Origin of the sequence: Streptomyces sp. NPDC102278 (assembly GCF_044766345.1) — a bacterium.
Taxonomy (GTDB): Bacteria; Actinomycetota; Actinomycetes; order Streptomycetales; family Streptomycetaceae; genus Streptomyces.
Window position 1 is genome coordinate 123,118 of the sequence record NZ_JBIWLV010000007.1, and the last position, 20,001, is coordinate 143,118.

The following is a 20,001-nucleotide window of genomic DNA, read 5'->3' on the forward strand; positions in this document are numbered from 1 at the left end:
GGCGGGGCGCGGACGGGCCCCGCCTGCCGTACCGCCCCGCCCCCCGGTGGGCGGTGCGCAGACTCGGGGGACCGTCCTCTGGGCACCGCCCGGGCGAGACCTCGACGCCACGGCCCTGACCGGCCCCACTTCGACGACGGGGCCTCTAGGGTGCGACGTATGACCGGACAACAGCCACAGCCCGCCCCGTTGCAGCCGATGCCCGCCGATTGGCAGCGCGCTCTCGCGGTGGTCGCCCACCCCGACGACCTTGAGTACGGCTGCGCCGCCGCGATCGCGGAATGGACAGACGGCGGCCGGGAGGTCGTCTACGTGCTGGCCACGCGCGGCGAGGCGGGCATCGACACCCTCGCACCCGAGGTGTGCGCACCCCTGCGCGAGGCGGAGCAGCGCGCGAGCGCGGCCGTGGTCGGGGTGTCCGCCGTGGAGTTCCTCGACCACCGCGACGGGACCGTCGAGTACGGCCTCGAACTGCGCCGGGACATCGCGGCGGCCATCCGCAGGCACCGGCCCGAGCTGATCGTCACCCTCAACCACCGGGACACATGGGGCGGCGCGGACGGGGGCGGCTTCTGGAACACCCCCGACCACAAGGCCGTGGGCCGCGCCGTCCTGGACGCGGCCGGCGACGCGGGCAACCGGTGGATCTTCCCCGAGCTGATCTCCGAGCAGGGCCTGGCGCCCTGGAACGGGGTGCGCTGGGTCGCGGTGGCCGGTTCCACCACGCCGACGCACGCCGTGGACGCCACAGCCGGTCTGGAGCGGTCCATCGCGTCCCTGCTGGAGCACAAGGCCTACATCGAGGTACTCACCGACCAGGACCCGCAGGAGTACGTGCGGACCTTCCTCACCGGTAACGCCCAGCAGGCCTCGGCACGCTTCGGGGGCCGCCCGGCGATCACGTTCGAGCTCTTCCCGCGTTGATCGCACCCCCCTAAACTGACGATCCGTCAGCGACGAGGGGGGTCGGGTGATCGACACCATCACCACGGAGATCGCGGAGGGGGAGGAGCGGGTCCGCCTCGAAGTCGAGGACGGGATCGCGTTCCTCACCCTCTGCCGGCCGGACCAGCTCAACGGCTGGAGCTGGGAATCCACCCGCCAACTGGGCCTGCTGGCCGACCGGATCCGCTTCGACCCCACGGCGCGCGTGGTCCTGCTGCGGGCCGAGGGGCGCGCCTTCTGCGCCGGCATCGACGTCACGGCCCCCGGTGGCGCGATCACCGGACGCACCCCCGCCGAGCGGACCCGGAACTACCACGAGGGCATCCGCTGGGTGCACGAGCGCTTCGCGGTCCTCGCCCGCCTCCCGCAACCCGTCGTGGCCGCCGTCCAGGGCTACTGTCTCGGCTTCGGCTTCGAGCTCGCGCTGATGGCCGACGTGCGGGTGGCGGCCGAGGACGCCGTCTTCGCCCTGCCGGAAGCCCGGCTGGGCGTGGCGGTGGACGCCGGCGGGGACCTGCGCATCGCCCGCGAGGCCGGCGCGGGCTGGGCGAAGTACCTGGCCCTGACCGGGCGCCGCATCGACGCCCGCACGGCGGAACGCCTCAACCTGGTCCAACAGGTCGTCCCCCGGGATGAGGTGGACACGGTCGCCCGGGCGCTGGCGGCCGAGATCGCCGCCAACGCGCCGCTCGCCGTCCAGGGCATCAAACGCGGGATCGACGCCTACGCGGACGCCGCCCTCCCGGCCGCCCTCGACGGCGTCGCGATGACGGCCGCGCTCACCCTCACCTCGCAGGACGCCCGGGAGGGGTACGCCGCCAAAGCCGCCCGCCGCCCGCCGCACTTCACGGGAGGCTGACCGGCTCACGGAGCGAACGGCCCGCGCCCCAACTGGGCACGGACCGGTACCACTTCCGGGTTCACCAGCGAGCGTCGCTGCCAGTTCGCACCGTCGACCACCAGCGTGTGCCCGGTGACGAAGCGGGCGTACGGCGAGGCCAGGAAGGTCGCCGCCCAGCCCAGCTCGCGCGGCGCGCCGACCCGCAGCGCGGGTTGCCGGCCGTCCTTGGCGTCCGGGGCACCCCGGTCCAGGCCGCCCCGGACGTCCTCGCTCATGTCCGCGTGCGGGAACAGCCCGGGGACCAGGCCGTTGATCTGGATGCCGTACGGGCCCCACTCGACGGCGAGCGTCTCCACGAGGTTCTTCACGCCCGCCTTGGCGGCGGCGCTGTGGGCGAAGCCGGGGCCCCCGGTCCAGGCGTACGAGGCGCCGATGTTCACGATCGAACCGGGGGTGCCCGCCGCGAGATGGCGGCGCCCGAACTCGCGGGTCATGAACCAGGTGCCGGTCAGGGTGATGTCGACCACCGCGCGCCACGCGTTCGGCGACAAGTCCTCCGCCGGGCAGGGGAAGTTGGCGGCCGCGTTGTTGACCAGCACGTCCGGCGGGCCGAAGGCCGCCTCGGCCGCGTCGAAGACGTCCGAGACCCGCTCCGGGTCCCGGATGTCACAGACGGCGGCCGCCACCCGGCCCGCGCCCGCGACGGCCGCCAACTCCGCGCACGCCGCGTCGAGTCGCGCGGCGTGCCGGCCGGCGATCACCACGTCCGCGCCGAGCCGGGCGAACTCGGCGGCGATGGCCTTGCCCAGCCCGGTGCCGCCGCCCGTCACCAGGACCACCCGGCCCGCGTAGGTCCCGGGGGGCAGGGCGGCGGCGCCGAGCGGCGGCGGCGCGGGCAGACCGCGCAGAGGGTTCTCCATGCGCCCATCGATAGCGTGTGGACGCGCAGATCACCAGGCCCGGGGCGGGCCCACGACAAGGTCTACGGCTGCGGGGCGTAGGCCTGCCTGCTCGCACAGGTCCAGATCACCGGCTTGAGCCCGCCCTTGGCGTTCACGGCCGCTCCGCCGACCCGGTCGTCGTCGGTGACCGCGTCGGCCCTGCTCGGCCGGTCGGCGGCGAGCCGGGGCAGCGCGAGGACCGGTCCGGAGCCGGGCCACCACTGCGCCTGGTCCTGGAGGGTCATCGACTCCGGGTGGAACTTGGCCGTGCCGACGCTCACGTTCGTCGTCGCACTGATCGCCTCGAAGGTGCCGTACGGGTGCGTGCTCAGCACACCGGGGGAGGAGCCGGGGTCGGTGTGCGGGGGTGTCCAGACGAACGGCCTGTACTCGTGCCAGGGCCCCAGCCAGTCGTAGCCGACGATCCGACCGCTATCGTCGATGTCCTGGACGTGGCTCGTGCCGCCGCCGCCGGGCGCCAGGGTGCGCGCCGGGCCGCCGTCGCCCGGCCACAGCACGGGGTGACTGCCCTGGAGGTGCTCGCCGGTCTCGGGCACCTCGTAGTCCTGCTCCGCCAGGCCGAGCACGTCCCCGCGGCCGTTGATGCCGGTGACCATCTCGATGCGCGTGCCCGGGCCCGCGTCCGCCGGCACGGGAAGGTCGCGCACCTTCAGGCCGTCCTTCCAGACGGCGCCGCCCGACGTGCCCCGCGAGACGATGTACCCGGCGTCGTTGACATCGGCCTCCAGGTCGGACCCGTAGCCGCCGGGCAGCGTGGTGACCGCCGCGGCGCCCTTCCGGTACGAGAACAGCGAAGTGCCCGCCGCCCCGTGCAGGACGCCCACCATCAGGCCGTGCCGGTTGACCGCGAGGACCCGCCCGGTGGCGTTCGGGTCGGTGACCGGGACCTTGTGGAGGGTGGTTCCCGTCCAGTACACGGGCTTGCCGCCGGACACCCCGACGCTGAGGTTCCCCGCGCCGAAGTCCAGCACTCCCTGCGTCTGTACGGAGTCCGGGGAGTGGGTGTCGGGCGTCAGCGCGCCCAGCACCTGGATCCTCGGGGTGCACGGGGCGGCCGCGACGGCCGGTCCGGCGGCCGTCACGAGGCCGGCCACGACCACGGCCGCCACTGCGGCCGCCGTACCCCGTCTGATGCGCACGTCGTTCATCGGTGGAATCCCCCTGGTGATGATGGTGTGGCGGCGCCGCGCACACGGCGGCGACAGGTGTCATCTCCCCTGTGGCACCTGCTCGTTGATGCTATCCCCGAGGGTCGTTCCGCAGGATGCCCCGGCGGGTGCCGATCCCGGGACGCCCAGGACGCGGGACCCGCCCCTCGGGGAGAGACCGGCGGAAGTGGTTCACAGATCGACAAGCGACCGCTTAGTATGCCCGCGGAGCGTGGTTCCTCGACGGCGGCTGGAGGCCCCGGATGCAGGCATGGCGAGTACACACCCCCGGCGAACCCCGCGAGGCGATGCGCCTCGAAGAGGTTCCCGAACCGATTCCGGGCGAGGGCGAGGTGCGCCTGAGGGTGCTCGCCGCCAACGTCAACTTCCCCGACGCCCTGCTCGTCCGCGGGCAGTACCAGATCAAACCGCCCCTGCCCTTCACCCCCGGCGTGGAGATCTGCGGCGAGACCGAGGACGGGCGCCGCGTCATCGCCAACCCGAGCCTGCCCCACGGCGGCTTCGCCGAGTACGTCACCGCGCCCGCCCGCGCCCTGCTGCCGGCCCCGGACACCCTCGACGACGCCGAGGCCGCCGCCCTGCACATCGGCTACCAGACCGGCTGGTTCGGCCTGCACCGCCGGGCCCGTCTTCGGGCGGGGGAGACCCTGCTCGTGCACGCCGCCGCCGGTGGCGTCGGCAGCGCCGCCGTACAACTCGGCAAGGCCGCCGGGGCCACCGTCATCGGCGTGGTCGGCGGCAAGGCGAAGGTCCGTACCGCCGAGGAACTCGGCTGCGACCTCGTGATCGACCGCACGGACGAGGACCTCGTCTCCCGCGTCAAGGAGTTCACCGGCGGACGCGGCGCCGACGTCGTCTACGACCCGGTCGGCGGCGACGCCTACACCGCCTCCACCAAATGCGTGGCCTTCGAGGGCCGGATCGTCGTCGTCGGCTTCGCGAGCGGCACCATCCCGACCCCCGCCCTCAACCACGCCCTGGTGAAGAACTACGCGGTCCTCGGCCTGCACTGGGGGCTGTACGCGATCAAGGAACCCGCCTCCATCCTCGCCTGCCACAACGAACTCACCCGACTCGCCGCCGAGGGCGCCATCGCGCCACTGGTCAGCGAACGCGTCCCGCTCGCCGCGGCCGCCGACGCCGTACAGCGCCTCGCCGACGGCGCCACCACCGGCCGCATCGTCGTGCTGCCCGCCCTGGACGGAGACGCCCCCCGATGACCGAAGCCGAAGAACTGCGCCTGCGCGTAACCGAGTTCCTCGCCGCACACCCGCCCGCCGACACCCCCCGGGACGAGTTCCTGCGCGCCCGGTTCGACGCCGGACTGGCCTGGGTCCACTACCCCGAAGGCCTCGGAGGACTCGGCGCCCCCCGCTCCCTCCAGGCCCTCGTGGACAGCGAGCTCGAAGCCGCCGGGGCCCCCGACAACGACCCGCGCCGGATCGGCATCGGCCTCGGCATGGCCGCGCCCACGATCCTCGCGTACGGCACCGAGGAGCAGAAACGCCGCTTCCTGCGCCCCCTGTGGGTGGGGGAGGAGGTCTGGTGCCAGCTCTTCAGCGAACCCGGCGCCGGATCCGACCTCGCCGCGCTCGGCACCCGCGCGGTCCTCGACGAGGCCACCGACACCTGGGTGGTCGACGGTCAGAAGGTGTGGACCTCCAGTGCCCACACCGCCCGTTGGGCCATCCTGATCGCCCGCACCGACCCCGACCTGCCCAAGCACCAGGGCATCACCTACTTCCTCTGCGACATGCACGCTTCGGGCGTCGAGGTCCGCCCCTTGCGCCAGATCACCGGCGAGGCCGAGTTCAACGAGGTGTTCCTGACCGGCGTCCGCATCCCCGACCGGCACCGCCTCGGAGCCGTCGGCCAGGGCTGGGCCGTCGCCCGTACCACCCTGATGAACGAACGCGTCTCCATTGGTGGCATGCGGATCCCGCGCGAGGGCGGCATGATCGCCCCGGTCGCCGCCACCTGGCGCGAACGCCCTGACCTGCGCACCCACGACCTCCACCAGAGGCTCCTGGAACTGTGGGTCGAAGCCGAGGTGGCCCGCCTCACCGGGGAGCGACTGCGCCAACAACTCGTCGCCGGCCAACCCGGCCCCGAGGGCAGCGGCATGAAGCTCACCTTCGCCCGCCTCAACCAGGAGATCAGCGCCCTGGAGGTGGAACTCCTCGGCGAGGAAGGCCTGTTGTACGAGGACTGGACCATGCGCCGGCCCGAGATCGTCGACTTCACCGGCCGCGACGCCGGCTACCGCTACCTGCGCGCCAAGGGCAACAGCATCGAGGGCGGCACCAGCGAAATCCTCCTCAACATCGTCGCCGAACGCGTCCTGGGCCTGCCCGCCGAACCGCGGGACGACAAGGACCTCCCCTGGAAGGACCTGGCCCGATGACCAGCCCGCGCGCCCCCTTCGACCTGCTCTACTCCGAGACCGAGGAGGAGCTGAGGTCCGCCGTCCGCTCGCTGCTCGCCGACCGCTGCGCCCCCGCGAGCATCCTCGCGCGCGTCGAGACGGACCACCCCCACGACCCGCGGACCTGGCAGACCCTCGCCGTCGGGATCGGCGCGGCCGGACTGCTGGTGCCGGAGAAACTCGGCGGCCAGGGAGCGAGCCACCGCGAGGCGGCCGTGGTCCTGGAGGAACTCGGCCGGGCGGTCGCCCCCGTCCCCTACCTGACGGCGGGCGTCCTCACCGCGGAGATCCTGCTCGGCTGCGACCCCTCCTCGGCCGACGTGGCCGCCCTGCTGCGCCAGGTCGCCTCCGGCGAGCGGCTCTGCGTCCCCGCCGTGCCGCTGACCCTGGCCCCCGGGGCGCCCCTGCCCACCGGGGTGCGTGACACCGGGGCGGGGACCCTGACCGGGTCCGTCGGCTCCGTCGCCGACGCGGCCGCCGCCGACGTGCTGCTCGTCCTCGCCGACACCGGGCTGTACGCCGTCCCCGCCTCCGAGGTCGCCCTGACCCCGTTGGTCCCGCTCGACCTGACGCGCCCGCTCGCCACCGTCACCCTCGACGGGGCCGCCGGCACCCGGCTGGCCGACCCCGCCACCGCGCGGGCCGCCGTCGCGGGCGCCCTGCTCAGCGGCGCCGGACTGTTGGCCTCCGAGCAACTCGGGCTCGCGCAGTGGTGCCTCACGGAGACCGTCGCGCATGTCCGCGGCCGCCACCAGTTCAACCGTCCCATCGGATCCTTCCAGGCCCTCAAGCACCGGCTCGCCCGCCTCTGGCTCGACGTGGCCTCCGCCCGCGCGGCGGCCCGCGCCGCCGCCGACGCCCTCGCCACGGGCGCCCCGGACGCACCACTCGCCGTCGCCGTCGCCCAGGCGTACTGTTCGGGCGTCGCCGTCCGGGCGGCCGAGGAGTGCGTACAGCTCCACGGCGGCATCGGCATGACCTGGGAGCACCCCGCGCACCTCTACCTCAAGCGGGCCAAGGCGGACTCCCTGGCCCTCGGTACGGCGGGCCACCACCACCGGGGCCTGGTGGCGGAGTTCGCGGAACTTCCCGCCCCCGGCCCCCATCCGGGGACGCCGGCCGCCGGCCCGACCCCGTGACGTGATCCCCATCCTCGTGGCATGACCGCCGCCATCACCCCGCTCACCCCCGCCGACCTGGCCGCGTACCGCGACGACCTCGCCGATCTGCTCGTCGCGGTCGTCGCCGGGGGATCCTCCCTCGGCTTCCTCACCGGACTCGACCGCGCCGGCGCCGCCGCCTGGTGGCACGGGCCGCTGCCCGCCGTCGAGGACGGCTCCCTCGCGCTGTGGATCTCCCGCGACGGCGCCGACGGACCCGTGGACGGCACGGTCGGCTGGTAGCGGGCGGCCGGCTCCGCCCCACCACCCTCTTCTTGAAGCACCCCCAGGGGTGACCTCGCCCCTCGCGCCGCGTTAGTCCGCGTAGCCGCGGGACCACCGAGCGAGGGAGACCGTATGCACGCCGTACCGCCCGCACCACTGACCCGGCGCGCGCTCCTGCGTTCGGCCTTCACCGCGGCCGTGCTGGCCGGTACCGCCGCGGCCCTGGCCCCCGTACTGCGTGCCAGGCGCCCCCGTCAGACGGTGACCCCGGCCCCGCTCGCCGAGGAGACGTACCGGGGCCGGCACATCGCCGTGGACCTCGCCGGTGTCCGCATCGACGGGCGCCCCCTGCACGTCATGCGCCGCGCGGACGGCAGTTACCTCAGCGGCGTCAACCACTTCCAGTCGTACGGGACCCCCATGGAGCTGGCCCGCGCGGCCGTCGACGAACTGGGCACCAACCAGCTGGCGATGGCCGCCCCCCACCACGGCTGACGGCAGGAGCCCGCGTTGTACACCCGGCAGAACCAGAAGAACCTCACCAGCGCCCAGAAGAAGCGGTTCACGGCGGCCGTGCTGGAGCTCAAGCGCAACGGCACCTACGACCAGTTCGTGCGGACCCACGACAAGTACTTCGTGCCCGACCGGGAACGAAAGCTCCGCGTCGGCCACATGTCCCCGTCGTTCTTCCCCTGGCACCGGCGCTACCTCCTGGAATTCGAGCGGCAGTTGCGGGCCGTCGACCCGGGTGTGTCCGTCCCCTACTGGGACTGGACCACCGACTCCAGCCCCGTGTCCTCGCTCTGGGCCGACGACTTCCTCGGCGGCACCGGGCGCGAGGGCGACCGGCAGGTGATGACCGGCCCCTTCGCCCACGACAAGGGGAACTGGACGGTCACCGTCGGCATCACCGAGGCCCGCTACCTCACCCGCAACCTCGGGCGCCCGCAGAACCCGATCGCCCTGCCCACCGCCTCCGAACTCCGATGGGCGATCGACGACCCCGCCTACGACACCTCACCCTGGGACTCCACGGCGAGCGCGGGCGGGTTCCGCAACAAACTGGAGGGCTGGGCCGCGCCGAAGAGCGAACGCTGGCGCAACCACAACAAGGTCCACCAGTGGATCGGCGGCCACATGACCGGCGGCACGGCCCCCAACGACCCGGCGTTCTGGCTCCACCACGCCTTCGTCGACCTCATCTGGGACCGCTGGCAGCAGAAGCACCCGAAGTCCGGCTACCTGCCCGCCGCCCCGCCGGCCCTGGGCGACCTCCAACGCGGCCGGGTCATCTCCCTGGACGAGCCGATGCCCCCGTGGGACGTCACCCCGCGCGAGATGCTCGGCCACCAGGGCCTGTACCGCTACGAATGATCCGATCGGCCCCACGGGAAAGGGCCCCCGCCGCACGGCGGGGGCCCTTCGTCACTCGGCCGTCAGGGCAGGCGATCAGCCGCCGTAGCCCTCGGTGTGGTGCTGGCTGCCGCCGTCCGACTGGTTGATGCAGGTGTTGCCGAACGCCGGGTTCAGCAGGCCGATCACGTTAACGGTGTTGCCGCAGACGTTGACGGGGACGTGCACCGGAACCTGGACGAGGTTGCCCGACAGGACACCGGGGGAGCCGACAGCCGCACCGTGCGCTCCGGCATCGGCGACTGCCAGACCCGCACCGGCAGCGATGCTGCTACCGGCGACAGCGGTGATGGCGAATGCCTTCGCGATACGCGACATCAAGATCTCCTCGTGAGATGGGGTCGCCACGGAATCCGTGGCATTTGACATGGCATACAACGCGGGGAGCGCCGCGGGGTCACGGTCACCGCCCCCACCCGGTGGCGGAACGTCGCACGGACGCACCCCGCGCACATCCCCGCTCGGCCGGCCGGGTCACGCCTTGTCACTCGTCGCGCGGCTGTGCGACGGTGCCCCGGAGACCGGATCCAGGTACCGGCGCCCCGGACCCCCAGGAGGACACGATGAGCTCAGCGGGCGGCGCCCGGCCCCGGGTCACGACCGGGAGCGGTGTGGTCGAGGGCCGGGTGGAGGCCGACGGGACCGCCGTCTTCCGGGGCATCCCCTACGCCGCTCCTCCGGTCGCGGCCCTGCGCTTCGCGGCGCCCGAGCCCCCGGCCGCTTGGGACGGCATTCGCGACGCGGGCGCGTACGGGCCCACCGCGCCGAAGGTTCCCTACCCGGAGCGGTTCGCGGCCCTGCTTCCCGACCCGGACGTCCCCGGCGACGACTGCCTGAACCTCAACGTGTGGACACCCGAGCCGGCGGCCGGGGCCCGACTGCCGGTCATGGTGTGGATCCACGGCGGCGCCCTCACCCGGGGGTCCACCGCGGTGCCCGTCTACGACGGGGCGGCCTTCGCCCGGGACGGCGTCGTGCTCGTCTCGGTCAACTACCGGCTCGGTGTCCTCGGGTACGGGCTCTTCCCCGACGCTCCCGCCAACCGCGGCCTGCTCGACCAGATCGCCGCGCTCACCTGGGTCCGGGACAACATCGCGGCGTTCGGCGGGGACCCCGATCGGGTCACGGTGTTCGGCGAGTCCGCCGGGGCGATCAGCGTCGGCGCCCTGCTCGCCGCGCCCCGGGCGGCGGGGCTGTTCGCCCGGGCCGTCCTGCAGAGCGGCGCACCCGAGGCGATGCACCGGGACCGGGTCCGCCCGATGGTCCGCAGGATGGCCTCGCTGCTCAAGGTCCCCGCCACCGCGCGCGCCTTCGCCGATGTCGCCCTGCCCGACCTGCTCGCCGCCCAGGAGGCGGTGTCGCGCCGTTCGGGCCCGGTCACCGGCGGTCCCGCCTTCGGTCTGGTCACCGACCCGGACACGCTTCCCGCGGACCCCCTCGACGCGGTCGACCCGGGCGTACCGCTGCTGCTGGGCTGGACCGCCGAGGAACACCGGCTCTGGCTGGCGCCCACCGGCGCGATGCGGGTACTGGAGCGGATGGGCCCGCTCGCCGTGGAGCTGGCGCGCGTCCGGGCCGGCAAGGACCGGGACGCGGTACGGGCCCTGCGCGCGGAACACCCGGGCGCCGGGCCGGCCGACCTCGCCGGACACCTGCTCACGGACCGGCTCCTGCGCGACCCGCTGCGGCGCCTGGCCGGCTCCCGCCGGACGGCCCCGAGCCACCTCTACGAGTTTCGGTGGTCCAGCGGGATCCCCGGGCTCGGCGCCTGTCACGCCCTGGAGCTGGGCTTCGTGTTCGACACCCTCCACAAGCCGGAGTCCTCCTGGCTGGCCGGCCCCGACGCGCCCCAGGCGCTCGCGGACGAGATGCACGCGGCCTGGGTCCGCTTCGCCGTCACCGGGGACCCGGGCTGGGCGCCCTGGGACGGCGCCGGCCCGCCGAAGGTGTTCGGCGGGCCGGAGCGCGAGGAGCGGGCGTCGGAGCGGGCCGTGGGCGCCGCTCCGTAGGAGGGTCGTTACTCGACCGGTCCCTCCATCACCTTGCTGATGAACTGGATCGGTCCCTCGCCCATGTTCGGGACGTACGTCTTGGCGTTGTGCTGACCGTTGGGGATGACCCGCAGGCTGGTGTGGATCGGCCCCTTGCCGTAGGTGGCGATGAACTTCTTCACGTCCGGCAGGGTCTTCTTGTTGTTCTCGTTGTCGCCGACCTGGAACGCGAGGTAGACGTCGGGGCCCTTCTTGGCGATGAGCTGCTTGGCGAGCAGCTCCGGGTTGTTCTCCGCCTTCTCCTGCTCGTGGCCCCTCCACAGCGAGGAGTCGGGGACGATGTCCGGGCCGGAGCAGATCGCCGCCTTGAACTTCTCCGGGTACTTCAGCACGGCCTTGAGGCTGGCGAAACCGCCGGTGGAGGAGCCCATGTAGGCCCAGCCGTCCCTCGACTTGACGGTGCGGAAGTTCTGCCGCATCAGGTCCGGGACGTCATCGGTGAGCCAGGTGCCCATCTTGGGCTGCTCGGGGATGTCCGAGCCGTCCCAGTAGATGCCCTTGTCGTCGGGGCCCGGGTTCAGCACCGGCATGGCGAGGATGAAGGGCTTGCCCTTGCCCTCGCCGTACCACTTGCTGATGCTGTTCTGCAGGCCGAGGTCGGTGCCCATCCAGTAGTTGGTCGGGTAGCCGGCGCCGCCGGGCAGGGCGATCATGACGGGGAAGCCGCTCTTGGCGAACTTGGGGTCGTTGTACTCCTTCGGAGCCCAGACCCACACCTTGCCCTTGAATCCGGACTTCTTGCCGTCCAGCGTGGTGACGGCCACATGCGTGCCGTCGGCCAACGTCATCGAGTTCTTGAACTGCGCCTTGGGGCCCGTGGGCATCGACATCTTCGAGGTCGCCGGCGGCTTGGCGGCTTCCTCGTTCTTGCCGTCGGGGGCGGCCCCTCCGAAGGACACGTCCTTGCCCTTGTCGGTGAAGGGCGGTATCTCGAAGTGGCTCATCACGAGCGCCGCGACGCCCGCGAGCGCGACGACGGTGGTCCCCGCGATCAGCCAACGCTTGACCTTGGACTTGCGCCGGGGCGGTTCGTCGTACGGGGGTTCGTCGTAGGACTGCTGCTGCCCGTACCGCGGATCGGGCCCGCCGTAGGGCGGCTGCTGCGCGTCGTACCGACCGTTGTACGGGGCGCCGCCCTGGTCGCCGTACTGATCACCCTGTTGACCGTACGGGCCGCCCTGGCCGCCGCCCTGCCCGCCCTGGGGCCGGCCCTGTGCGTCGTACGGCGGCTGCCCGTACGGCTGTCCGTACTGCGGCTGCCGCCGACCGCCCTGCTGCTGTCCGTGGGGCGGCCGGGGCTGCTGCGGCGGCTGCCCGTCAGGCCGATACGGCGGCTGGTTGTGCGGCCCGTCGGGTGCGTACGACATGTGCGGTGGCTCTCCGGCTGGTGCTGCCCCGTCGGGGCAAATTTGACTGCTTCCGTTCGAATGATGAACGAAAGTGCTCCGAGGTTCCGCATTTTTACTTCTCTTGACCTTCCGTGGAGGCGCGCATGACCCGTCTTCAGGAAGGTCCGCGGAGTTCCCGTTCTGTTCGCCGGGGATCCCTGGCCCATGCACATGCCCCTGGGTATGGTGCGTCCGCGCCGCCGCCCGCCCCCTCGTATGCCCGGAGGTATGTCTCGTGTTTGGCATGTCCCTTTCACGCCCCCCTCGCAAGACCGCCCTGGCCTCCGCCTTCGGTACCACCGTCGCGGGCGCCGCCCTGTGGGCGGGCCTCGCGGCCGCCCAGCCCGCGCACGCCGCCGCCCTCCCCGCCCCCGACCACGTGGTCGTCGTCGTCTTCGAGAACCACGCCTACAACCAGGTGATCGGCAGTTCCGGCGCCCCCTACCTCAACTCGCTCAAGACCGGAGGGGCCAACCTCACCCAGTCCTACGGCATCACCCACCCCAGCCAGCCGAACTACCTCCAGCTCTTCTCGGGCTCGCACCAGGGAGTCACCGGCGACAGCTGCTACACCCCCGGCTTCAGCTCCGCGCCCAACCTGGCCTCCGAACTGATCGCCGCCGGCAAGAGCTGGGCCAGCTACAACGAGACCCTCCCCGGCCAGGGCTCCACCACCTGCAGCAGCGGCAAGTACGCCCGCAAGCACAACCCCTGGTTCGCGTTCTCCAACGTGCCGACCGGCACCGCCAAGACCATGACCCAGTTCCCGACGGACTTCACCACCCTGCCCAAGGTGTCCTTCGTCGTCCCCAACCTCTGCAACGACATGCACGACTGCTCCGTCGGCACCGGCGACACCTGGCTCAAGAACAACCTCAAGGCCTACGCGGACTGGGCCAAGACCCACAACAGCCTCCTCGTCGTCACCTTCGACGAGGACAACAGGCTCGCCGGGAACAAGATCCCGACCGTGCTCTACGGCCAACCCGTCACCGCCGGCAGCACCTCCGCCACCACCTACAACCACTACGACGTGCTGCGCACCCTGGAGGGCCTGGCCGGTTTGACCACCCACGCGGGCAACGCCGCCGGCGCCAAGGACATCACCGGGATCTGGGCTTCCTGACCATGTACGTCGCGGACAGTCGCGGAACCCCCGCGCCCGCCGTGCCCCCCGAGCCGGCCGTCGCCCCGGGCACCCGCCCGGGGCGGCGCGCCGCGCTCGCCCCCACGGTGCTCGCCCTCGGCACGGTCAGCCTGATCACCGACGTCTCCTCCGAGATGGTCACGGCCGTGCTGCCGCTCTACCTCGTCGCCGGACTCGGCCTCTCCCCGCTCGGCTTCGGACTGCTCGACGGCCTCTACAACGGCGTCGGCGCCCTGGTCCGGCTCACCGGCGGCCACCTCGGCGACCGCTTCGGCCGCCACAAGGCCCTCGCCGGGATCGGCTACGGGCTCTCCGCCCTCTGCAAACCGCTGTTGCTGCTCGCGCACACCCTGCCCGCCATCGGGGCCGTGCTCGCGCTCGACCGCACCGGCAAGGGGCTGCGCACCGCCCCGCGCGACGCGCTCATCTCCCTGTCCGCCACGCCGGAGGAACGCGGTCGGGCCTTCGGCGTCCACCGGGCCATGGACACCGCCGGCGCGTTGATCGGGCCGATCCTCGCCTTCCTCATCCTGCGCGGCGCGGCCGAGGGCTACGACGCCGTGTTCACCGTCAGCGCCTGCGTGGCCGGGCTCGGCGTGCTCGTCCTGGTGCTCTTCGTCCCCGGCCGGCGCACCACCCCGGCCCCGGCCGCCGAACCCGTCTCGCTGCGCGCCGCCCTCGGCCTGCTGCGCCGCCGCGACCTGCGCCGGATCGGCCTCTGCGCACTGCTCCTGGGGCTGTGCACGGTCAGCGACGCCTTCGTGTTCCTGCTGCTCCAGCGGGCCACCGGGCTCGCGGACCGCTGGTTCGCGCTGCTGCCGCTCGGTACCGCCGCGGCCTTCTTCCTGCTGGCGCTGCCGCTCGGTCGACTCGCCGACCGGATCGGCCGGTGGCGCGTCTTCCTCGGCGGCCACCTCGCCCTCCTCGCCGCGTACGGGCTCCTGCTGACCGGCGGCGGACACCCCGCCCTGCCGTACGCGGTCCTCCTGCTGCACGGCGGCTTCTACGCCGCGACCGACGGGGTGCTGATGGCGGCCACCGCCGGCGCGGTCCCCGAGGAACACCGCGGCGGCGGGCTGGCCCTCGTCCAGACCGGGCAGGCCCTCGCCCGGTTCGCCGCCTCGCTCGGCTTCGGCGCTGCCTGGTCCGTGTGGGGCGCCCGCCCGGCGCTCCTCGTCGCGGCCGCCCTGCTGGCCGCGACCGTCGTCGGGTGCGTCCGCCTGCGGCCGGCGAACAGCTGATCCCCCACCCCCGAAAGGCCCTCATGACCCTCCAACGCCGGATCCTGATCCTCGTCTGCGCCGTCGCGCTCCTCACCGTCGTGGGGGCGCTCGCCGTCGTACGCGCCTCCTCGCGCGCCGAGGAGAAGAACCGCACCCAGGCGGGCGGCCCCCCGGTCGGCCGCGGCGAGGTGTCGCTCGACCGGGGCGAGGGCGGGGCGCGGATCGTCTTCCGCAACATGGCCTGGGGACCGCACCGCGACGAGCTCGCCACCGCCGCGGCCACCGCCCCCGACGGCCCCCGCACCGCGTCCGGCGTGAGCTGCCTGCGCTTCCACGCCGCGGCGGGCACGGGAATCTGCCTCCAGGCCGTCAAGGGCGGGGTTCAGGACGCCTACCGGGCCGTCGTCCTCGACGCCCGTCTCCACGAGGTGTCCGCCCGCCCGCTGGCGGGCATCCCCACCCGCGCCCGGGTCTCGCCCGGCGGCCGGCTCGCCGCCTGGACGGTCTTCGTCGGCGGGGACTCGTACGCCGGCACGAACTTCTCCACCCGGACCTCGCTGCTCGACCTGCGCACCGGCAGGTTCGACGCCTCGCTGGAGGAGTTCGCCATCCGCAAGGACGGGAAGGACTACCGCAACGCCGACGTCAATTTCTGGGGCGTCACCTTCGCCGCCGACGAACGGACCTTCTACGCGACGCTCGCGACGGGCGGACGGACCCACCTGGTCCGCGGCGACGCGGCCGAGCGGACCGTGACCACCCTCCGGGAGAACGTGGAGTGCCCGTCCCTGTCGCCCGACGGGACCCGGCTGGTGTTCAAGAAGCGGGTGCCCGGCCTGTCGGCCGACGCGCCCTGGCGGCTGTACGCCCTGGATCTCGCGTCGATGCGGGAGACCCCGCTCGCCGAGGACCGCAGCGTGGACGACCAGGTGGTGTGGAGGGACGGGCGGACCGTCGTCTACTCCCTGCCCGGGGACTTCGGATCCGACCTGTACACCGTGCCGGCCGACGGCACCGGGGCCCCGGTCCGCCTCATGGCCTCGGCCCTCGCCCCGGCCTTCCTCGACTGACGGCAGAGGGGACCGGGCACGAGCGGACCGGGCACGAGGGCACGGGGCCCCGGGCAGGAGACGGCGCGCCGGACGGAGGACCGTTACGCCGGGATCAGCGTCTTGCGGCGCCGCTTGCGGGACGTCGCGCCCGACACCCTCAGCTCGATGATCGACCGCACGGTCGGCCACTCCTCGTCGAGGATCGAGTAGAAGGCCGTACTGCGCACCGCGCCGTCGAGTCCCCGCGAATGGGCCCGTCGGACCCCCTCGGACGTGAAGCCCAGGCGTTCCATCGCGGCCCGCGAGCGCCCGTTGCGGGCGTCCGCGCGCAGTGAGACGCGGCGCACGCCCCAGGTCTCGAAGGCGTGGCGGAGCATGAGCAGCTTCGCCTCGGTGTTGATGCCGGTGCCCTGGGCGCCCGGCGACAGCCAGGTGTTGCCGATCTCGGCGGCATCGGGGATCGCCGTCGCCGGGTCCCCGAACGGGACCCCGGGCACCGCGGGCCACACGAGCGGCCCCTGCCAGTAGTCGAGTTCCAGGAACCGGGTCGAACCGACGACCCGCCCGTCCGTGGCTCTGACCACGGCGAACGGGAGGGATCGACCCGCCGCCTGATCGGCGAGGGCACGGTCGATGTACTCGTGGGACGCCTGCAACCCGTGCGGTACGGGAGTGAAGGCGTAAGTCGTACGATCCTCGGCCCCGGCCATGGCCAAGGCCTCGGTGTGGTGGGGGGCGAGGGGCTCAAGCCGCACGCTGCGGCCGGCGAGGAGTACGGGTACGGGCACGGAGCCTTCGGTCCTTCTGGGCGGTGGGGTGGTTGCACAGTCTGCGCTCCTGACGTCACCCCCCGCGCAAAACGCGAGTGAAAGGCAACGGGCTGTCAGGTGAACGCGAGTGGCTCAATGTAGCCCCTCGAAGTCCTCTCATGAACCCCCTGAATGGCAACGTCGCGGCCATGTTTTTCGCTCCCTTCCGTCCCGGGGGCGCGGAGCCCGCAATCCTGATCCACGGACACCCGTTCCACCGCTCGACACGGACCGTCCGCCCGGCCGCACCCGCCCCGGCCCGAGACCGTGACAGGGGCTCTGACCTGCGAGGACGTGGGACGAGTCCGAGGCCCCCGGGGCAGGGTCCCAGGGGCTGCTCCACAGACGGTCACGGCGCGCCCCCGGCCCCCTCAGGGCATCGAACAGGCGGTCGTCGGCGGAGTGTCCACGAGCGGGCGGACCGCGAGGGTGACCCGGTTGCGCCACCCGGGTCGGACGCGGGCCCGATCACCTCCCGTGGTGTGCTCGACGCCATGTACGACCCGCACCACGTGGAGGGCTCGGAGCCCCCCTGAGGCCCTTGGCGCGGCGGCGGCGGCGCCTGAGATCATCGGGGTATGGACGACGTACTGCGGCGGCTGGCCGCCGTCGGACCCTTCTTCACCGTGCCGTACGGGGACGAGCCGCCCGGCCCCGGTTTCCGCCCGCTCGACGCGTTGTACACGGACCACCTCGACCCGTACGTGAACGAGGTGGGGCGACGGATCCGCAGCGGACCCGGCCGGGTGGCGGCCTCCACGGCGCAGTTCGGGATCGCCTCGCGGCTCTGGTCGCTCGGGCTCGGCTGCGCCGCGCTGGCGGGTCGGGTGCCGGACCTGGCGCCCGACCGGGTGTGGTGGCGGCTGCCCGAGGCCGGCTCGCTGGAACTGTGGCTGCCCGGCCCCGGGGAGGGCGCCCGGCCCGCCGCGGCGCTCGGCGGGACCGTGCTCGGGAACCTGGCGGCGCTGGACGCGCCGCTGCGCGCCCGGTTCGGGGTGTCCGCCAGGGTGTTGCGGGGCAACACCGCCTCCGGGCTGGTCGGGGCGCTGCGGGTGTTGCTCGACCGGGTGCCCGGCGGCCCGGCCGTGGCCCTGGTCGCCGCGTTGCTGTCCGAGGGCGGGGCCCTCGGCGGGACGGGCGCCTTCGTGTACGAGGAAGGGCTCGGGCCGGCCTTCCTGCGCCGCAGTTGCTGCCTCTACTACAAGGTGCCCGGCGGCGGCCTCTGCGGGGACTGCGTGCTGCGCACGCGGCACCCGAAACGGAACGGGGCCACCGGGGAGTAGACGTACCCCTCCCCGATGGCCCCGCAGCGCCGCCGCGACGTCGTGCGCGACCGGCGCCGGTCACCCGATTCCGACTAGAAGGTCAGGTTCCAGGCGTCGATCTTGCCGGTGTCGCCCCCGGCGTTGTCGTTCACGCGCAGCTTCCACGTGCCGTTCGCGACCTCGGACGAGGCGTTGACGGTGTAGGTCTGCGCGATGTTGTCGGCGCTGCCGCCGGACCGGTTGTGCACGGTGTAGACCGTGCCGTCCGGGGCGATCAGGTCGACCTTGAGGTCACCGATGTAGGTGTGCTTGACGTCCACGCCCACCTTGAGGGTGGCCGGGGCGTTGCCCGTGACCCCGCTGACGGTGATCGGGCTCTCGACGGTCGCGTTGTCGGCGATCGCGAAGTCGGCCTGGTTCTCGAAGTACTTGCCGGCCGGCGGAGTGGAGCCGCCGACCGCCTTCAGCGCGTCGACCTGGCCCTCGCCGAAGAAGCCGTTCTTGGCGGTGGTGCCGGTGCAGCGGCTGTCCGAGGGGCAGGCGACGTCGTTGGCCTGGGTGGCCAGCTTGTCGCGGATCTGCGCCGGGGTGATGCCCGGATTGGCGCTCGCGAGGAGCGCGGCCACGCCCGCTACGTGCGGGGAGGCCATCGAGGTGCCGCTCATGGTGCCGTACTTGCCGCCCGGCTGGGTGCTGTAGATGCCGGTGGCGTCGCCGCCCGGGGCCGTGACGTCGATGACGTTCAGGCCGTAGTTGGAGTACGAGGCCTTCGCGGTGGTGCCCATCGCCGACACCGTGACCACGCCGGGGAGTTCGGTCGGGATGTCCAGGCAGGCGTTGGTGATGGTGCGGGTGACCGGCGTCGAGTCGTTCGGGCTCTCGGTGTCGGTCTTCTTGTTGGCCAGGTCGATGTTGGAGTTGCCCGCGGCCGCGACCTGGAGCGAACCCTTGCCCTGCGCGTACTCCTGGGCGCGCTTGACGCCCTCGATGATCGCGGCCTGGTCGGCGTTGTCCGGGCAGTTGAACTGCCAGGGGTCCGTGTAGTAGCTGTTGTTGGTGACCTTGAAGCCGTGGTCACCGGCCCACATGAACCCGCAGACGGTGTTCTCGGCGAAGAACAGCGAGGAGCCGGGCTCGGCGATGCGCACCGAGGAGATCTTCACGCCGGGGGCGACACCGATGACACCCTTGCCGTTCTTGGCCGCCGCGACGGTGCCCGCCACGTGCGTGCCGTGGGTGCCGACGTCGCGCCAGGCCCCGGTACGGGTGTCCGGCTTGCCGTAGGCGCAGGAGGCGGAGTCCGCCGCGTTGAAGTTCGGCGCCAGGTCCTGGTGCTGGTCGTCCACACCGGTGTCCAGGATGCCGACCTTGACCGAGGCGGAGCCGGTGGTGACGGCCCAGGCCTGGTCGGCCTTGATCTGCGTCATGTCCGCGCGGACCGGCTCGCCCGCCGGGGTGATGGATTGCGCGGGGTTGGCGGGCAGCGCCGGGTTGTAGGCGTCGGCCGGCACGTCGGAGGTGCGGGTGGCGCCGACCTGCTGGACCCCGCCGACACCGCGCATCGTCGTGGCGAAGGAGCCGGACGCGGAGTGGGCGACGATCACGCCGATGGCGTCGTAGGACTGGAAGACCGTGCCGCCGTTGGCGGCGACGGCCGACCGGACCGCCGAGGTGTCACCGGGGGCGGTGATCACGAGGTAGGCGCGGGTGCCGGCAACCCAGGTCGCACTCTGGGAAGTCGGCGCCGCCGCCGGGGCCACGGCCTTGGCGGCCGGGGCGGACGGAGAGACGGGGTCGGTGCCGGCGAGCGCGGCGGGAGCCCCGAAGGTGAGAGCGGCGCCGAGGGCGGCCGCCAGCACCAAGGCACGTCGAGGTCGGCTGGATATGTGGGGTATCAATGCGTCCTCCGATGACCCGGTGGCGCGG

The 20,001-nt window shown here is 73.0% G+C and carries 19 protein-coding genes; 13 read left to right on the forward strand and 6 right to left on the reverse strand.

What is annotated here, in order from left to right; genetic code table 11:
* Window positions 1-159: 159 nt before the first annotated feature.
* Together ACIRO3_RS19115 and ACIRO3_RS19120 are read left to right on the forward strand one after the other, a co-directional pair.
* Window positions 160-924: a PIG-L deacetylase family protein gene (locus ACIRO3_RS19115; RefSeq protein ID WP_404138020.1), complete on the forward strand. Its 765-nt coding sequence runs from the start codon at window positions 160-162 to the stop codon at window positions 922-924.
* A gap of 46 nt (window positions 925-970) precedes the next feature.
* A complete protein-coding gene (locus tag ACIRO3_RS19120) occupies window positions 971-1,804 on the forward strand; it encodes an enoyl-CoA hydratase/isomerase family protein (protein ID WP_404138023.1) in 834 nt (277 codons plus the stop codon).
* Between the two features lie 5 nt (window positions 1,805-1,809).
* Here the strand turns inward: ACIRO3_RS19120 and ACIRO3_RS19125 are convergent, their stop codons facing one another.
* A complete protein-coding gene (locus ACIRO3_RS19125; protein WP_404138026.1) occupies window positions 1,810-2,706 on the reverse strand; it encodes an SDR family oxidoreductase in 897 nt (298 codons plus the stop codon).
* Between the two features lie 62 nt (window positions 2,707-2,768).
* Window positions 2,769-3,896, reverse strand: coding sequence for a hypothetical protein (locus tag ACIRO3_RS19130; protein ID WP_404138029.1), 1,128 nt, complete (start codon window positions 3,894-3,896; stop codon window positions 2,769-2,771).
* Window positions 3,897-4,159: 263 nt separating this feature from the next.
* Here ACIRO3_RS19130 and ACIRO3_RS19135 point away from each other — a divergent pair, with 263 nt between their 5' ends.
* The 6 genes from ACIRO3_RS19135 (at window position 4,160) to ACIRO3_RS19160 (ending at window position 9,101) form a co-directional block, all read left to right on the forward strand.
* Window positions 4,160-5,137, forward strand: coding sequence for an NADPH:quinone oxidoreductase family protein (locus tag ACIRO3_RS19135; protein WP_404138031.1), 978 nt, complete (start codon window positions 4,160-4,162; stop codon window positions 5,135-5,137).
* Window positions 5,134-6,321: an acyl-CoA dehydrogenase family protein gene (locus ACIRO3_RS19140; RefSeq protein ID WP_404138034.1), complete on the forward strand. Its 1,188-nt coding sequence runs from the start codon at window positions 5,134-5,136 to the stop codon at window positions 6,319-6,321. Before ACIRO3_RS19135 ends, ACIRO3_RS19140 begins: the two co-directional genes overlap by 4 nt.
* Window positions 6,318-7,481 (forward strand): acyl-CoA dehydrogenase family protein, encoded by a 1,164-nt coding sequence (locus ACIRO3_RS19145; RefSeq protein ID WP_404138037.1) that lies wholly within the window; start codon window positions 6,318-6,320, stop codon window positions 7,479-7,481. The genes ACIRO3_RS19140 and ACIRO3_RS19145 overlap by 4 nt, the downstream gene beginning before the upstream one ends.
* A gap of 21 nt (window positions 7,482-7,502) precedes the next feature.
* Window positions 7,503-7,745 carry a hypothetical protein gene (locus ACIRO3_RS19150; protein WP_404138040.1) on the forward strand — a complete coding sequence of 81 codons (243 nt, stop codon included), beginning with the start codon at window positions 7,503-7,505 and terminating at the stop codon, window positions 7,743-7,745.
* Window positions 7,746-7,859: 114 nt separating this feature from the next.
* Window positions 7,860-8,222 carry a tyrosinase family oxidase copper chaperone gene (locus ACIRO3_RS19155; RefSeq protein WP_361775724.1) on the forward strand — a complete coding sequence of 121 codons (363 nt, stop codon included), beginning with the start codon at window positions 7,860-7,862 and terminating at the stop codon, window positions 8,220-8,222.
* 15 nt (window positions 8,223-8,237) lie between these two features.
* The gene (locus ACIRO3_RS19160; protein WP_404138044.1) at window positions 8,238-9,101 is read left to right on the forward strand and encodes a tyrosinase family protein; all 864 of its coding nucleotides are present in this window, start codon (window positions 8,238-8,240) and stop codon (window positions 9,099-9,101) included.
* Window positions 9,102-9,176: 75 nt separating this feature from the next.
* Here ACIRO3_RS19160 and ACIRO3_RS19165 read toward each other — a convergent pair whose 3' ends face one another.
* Window positions 9,177-9,458, reverse strand: coding sequence for a chaplin (locus ACIRO3_RS19165; RefSeq protein WP_404138048.1), 282 nt, complete (start codon window positions 9,456-9,458; stop codon window positions 9,177-9,179).
* A gap of 245 nt (window positions 9,459-9,703) precedes the next feature.
* On the opposite strand from ACIRO3_RS19165, the gene ACIRO3_RS19170 reads away from it, so the two are divergent.
* Window positions 9,704-11,149 (forward strand): carboxylesterase/lipase family protein, encoded by a 1,446-nt coding sequence (locus tag ACIRO3_RS19170; RefSeq protein WP_404138051.1) that lies wholly within the window; start codon window positions 9,704-9,706, stop codon window positions 11,147-11,149.
* Between the two features lie 8 nt (window positions 11,150-11,157).
* Here the strand turns inward: ACIRO3_RS19170 and ACIRO3_RS19175 are convergent, their stop codons facing one another.
* Window positions 11,158-12,558, reverse strand: a complete 1,401-nt coding sequence (locus ACIRO3_RS19175) for an alpha/beta hydrolase (protein WP_404138054.1) — start codon at window positions 12,556-12,558, stop codon at window positions 11,158-11,160.
* A 265-nt stretch (window positions 12,559-12,823) separates the two neighbouring features.
* Between ACIRO3_RS19175 and ACIRO3_RS19180 the strand changes: the two genes are divergently transcribed.
* The 3 genes from ACIRO3_RS19180 to ACIRO3_RS19190 are packed head-to-tail and all read left to right on the forward strand — an operon-like array spanning window position 12,824 to window position 16,019.
* Window positions 12,824-13,705, forward strand: coding sequence for an alkaline phosphatase family protein (locus ACIRO3_RS19180; protein ID WP_404138057.1), 882 nt, complete (start codon window positions 12,824-12,826; stop codon window positions 13,703-13,705).
* A 2-nt stretch (window positions 13,706-13,707) separates the two neighbouring features.
* The gene (locus ACIRO3_RS19185; protein WP_404138059.1) at window positions 13,708-14,967 is read left to right on the forward strand and encodes an MFS transporter; all 1,260 of its coding nucleotides are present in this window, start codon (window positions 13,708-13,710) and stop codon (window positions 14,965-14,967) included.
* A 23-nt stretch (window positions 14,968-14,990) separates the two neighbouring features.
* Entirely contained in the window at window positions 14,991-16,019 is a 1,029-nt protein-coding gene (locus ACIRO3_RS19190; protein ID WP_404138062.1) for a TolB family protein, read from the forward strand.
* Window positions 16,020-16,102: 83 nt separating this feature from the next.
* On the opposite strand, the gene ACIRO3_RS19195 is transcribed toward ACIRO3_RS19190, so the two are convergent.
* The gene (locus ACIRO3_RS19195; protein ID WP_365999848.1) at window positions 16,103-16,789 is read right to left on the reverse strand and encodes a GNAT family protein; all 687 of its coding nucleotides are present in this window, start codon (window positions 16,787-16,789) and stop codon (window positions 16,103-16,105) included.
* Between the two features lie 599 nt (window positions 16,790-17,388).
* Here ACIRO3_RS19195 and ACIRO3_RS19200 point away from each other — a divergent pair.
* Complete coding sequence (locus tag ACIRO3_RS19200) at window positions 17,389-18,093, forward strand: (2Fe-2S)-binding protein (protein WP_404138065.1); 705 nt, start codon at window positions 17,389-17,391, stop codon at window positions 18,091-18,093.
* 74 nt (window positions 18,094-18,167) lie between these two features.
* Here the strand turns inward: ACIRO3_RS19200 and ACIRO3_RS19205 are convergent, their stop codons facing one another.
* Window positions 18,168-19,934, reverse strand: coding sequence for a S8 family serine peptidase (locus ACIRO3_RS19205; protein WP_404138068.1), 1,767 nt, complete (start codon window positions 19,932-19,934; stop codon window positions 18,168-18,170).
* Window positions 19,935-20,001: the final 67 nt, after the last annotated feature.

Bases quoted from the DNA above. Each gene is read 5' to 3' on its own strand.
- ACIRO3_RS19170 (WP_404138051.1), top strand. From the start codon at position 9,704: ATGAGCTCAGCGGGCGGCGCCCGGCCCCGGGTCACGACCGGGAGCGGT.
- ACIRO3_RS19140 (WP_404138034.1), top strand. From the start codon at position 5,134: ATGACCGAAGCCGAAGAACTGCGCCTGCGCGTAACCGAGTTCCTCGCC.
- ACIRO3_RS19115 (WP_404138020.1), top strand. From the start codon at position 160: ATGACCGGACAACAGCCACAGCCCGCCCCGTTGCAGCCGATGCCCGCC.
- ACIRO3_RS19155 (WP_361775724.1), top strand. From the start codon at position 7,860: ATGCACGCCGTACCGCCCGCACCACTGACCCGGCGCGCGCTCCTGCGT.
- ACIRO3_RS19145 (WP_404138037.1), top strand. From the start codon at position 6,318: ATGACCAGCCCGCGCGCCCCCTTCGACCTGCTCTACTCCGAGACCGAG.
- ACIRO3_RS19180 (WP_404138057.1), top strand. From the start codon at position 12,824: ATGTCCCTTTCACGCCCCCCTCGCAAGACCGCCCTGGCCTCCGCCTTC.
- ACIRO3_RS19175 (WP_404138054.1), bottom strand. From the start codon at position 12,558: ATGTCGTACGCACCCGACGGGCCGCACAACCAGCCGCCGTATCGGCCT.
- ACIRO3_RS19150 (WP_404138040.1), top strand. From the start codon at position 7,503: ATGACCGCCGCCATCACCCCGCTCACCCCCGCCGACCTGGCCGCGTAC.
- ACIRO3_RS19185 (WP_404138059.1), top strand. From the start codon at position 13,708: ATGTACGTCGCGGACAGTCGCGGAACCCCCGCGCCCGCCGTGCCCCCC.
- ACIRO3_RS19200 (WP_404138065.1), top strand. From the start codon at position 17,389: ATGGACGACGTACTGCGGCGGCTGGCCGCCGTCGGACCCTTCTTCACC.
- ACIRO3_RS19135 (WP_404138031.1), top strand. From the start codon at position 4,160: ATGCAGGCATGGCGAGTACACACCCCCGGCGAACCCCGCGAGGCGATG.
- ACIRO3_RS19165 (WP_404138048.1), bottom strand. From the start codon at position 9,458: ATGTCGCGTATCGCGAAGGCATTCGCCATCACCGCTGTCGCCGGTAGC.
- ACIRO3_RS19190 (WP_404138062.1), top strand. From the start codon at position 14,991: ATGACCCTCCAACGCCGGATCCTGATCCTCGTCTGCGCCGTCGCGCTC.
- ACIRO3_RS19130 (WP_404138029.1), bottom strand. From the start codon at position 3,896: ATGAACGACGTGCGCATCAGACGGGGTACGGCGGCCGCAGTGGCGGCC.
- ACIRO3_RS19125 (WP_404138026.1), bottom strand. From the start codon at position 2,706: ATGGAGAACCCTCTGCGCGGTCTGCCCGCGCCGCCGCCGCTCGGCGCC.